Origin of the sequence: Aminobacter sp. BE322 (assembly GCF_050433525.1) — a bacterium.
GTDB lineage: Bacteria > Pseudomonadota > Alphaproteobacteria > Rhizobiales > Rhizobiaceae > Aminobacter.
The window spans coordinates 1-1,164 of record NZ_JBNPXB010000047.1 but is presented as its reverse complement, the minus strand read 5'-3'; the positions used below and the strand labels follow the sequence as shown (position 1 = coordinate 1,164).

Genomic DNA, 1,164 nt, shown 5'->3' with positions numbered 1-1,164 from the left:
TTGTGGGGCAGGGCTATCGCATATGGGTCAGCGCCTGGATTAGATAGTCGTCATTCCAGGCGCATTTCTTGATGCGATGGCTGATGGGGACTTTGTCGACATCGGCGGCCTGAAGCAGGTTTCTGGCGATGCGGTTGAGGAGCGCGACATTGGCGGGAGCGTTGTCCTTGCGGGCACGGGATTGATCCTCTTTGAGATGAACGTCCAACATCCAGTGCAAGCCATTTTCGATCTGCCAATGGGCTCTTGTAAGATCGAGCGCCTGCTGCGGTGACAGCAGCGTGGAGGCCATGAACAGGCGCGTCTTCGGTTCGGCCTTGTCGCGCTGACTGGTGATGCGGATAAAGGCGCTATGGCCGGCCATTAGCGGCTCGGTGGCGGCTACGACCTCCGCCTGCCGCCGCTCATAGCGACCATGGCTGGTTTCGGTCCGCTCCGCGATAACCGGGGTGGTGTCGGCCAGATGCTTTTTGGCATGAGCAACCCAATGGCGGCGGTTGCCTTTGAGCGCGAGCAGGTAGTCGCCGCCGCGTTCGGTGATGGCTTTTGCCATGCGCTTGTGGCAGTGGAGCGCGTCGGATGTGACCATTCTGCCAGTAAGATCAATGAGTTCGACGACTTTGAGCGCCGCCTCGACTTCGTTGTCTCCATTGCCGGGCGAGACTGCCGCCAGGCACAGCCGCGTCTCGGCGGCGAAGGCTGACACCGTCAGGGGCGGGCTGGCCGCAAGGCCCTTTTCATAGGCCCGTCGCAGTGCCTTGCCGTCGAGCGAGACCACTTCCTGACATGCCCGCGCGAAGCCCGCGGCAAAGGCGGCAAAGGCACGCCCAAACGCCTCCGGGTCAAGCAGCCGCAACAGCCGCGAGAAGGTGTCGTGGCTGGGCGCCACCTCATATTCGATCAATCGCGACAGCGCTTGTTTGCGCTCTTGCGCGAACAGCGAGAACTCCGTCGCATTGCTCGCCCCGCACAGGCTTGCCGCGATCATCATCACGATCAAATCGCCAAGTCGATGCGTGGCGTTGCCAGCGCGCGGATCATGTAGCGCGCCGAAATAGCTCTCAAGGTTGGAAATGGCAGTCTCTCCCTCGTTCGACTGCCTGCCCAAAGAATCCCTTCTCAGGCCAACTTCAACCCCCAAAAAGCCATATGCGATTCCCCTGC

At 61.2% G+C, this 1,164-nt stretch carries 1 protein-coding gene; it reads right to left on the bottom strand.

Annotated elements, in window-relative coordinates:
- Nucleotides 1-13: 13 nt before the first annotated feature.
- Nucleotides 14-1,164: ISAs1 family transposase (locus J2X50_RS24865; protein WP_429098883.1), on the bottom strand; the 1,151-nt coding region annotated here is incomplete at its 5' end.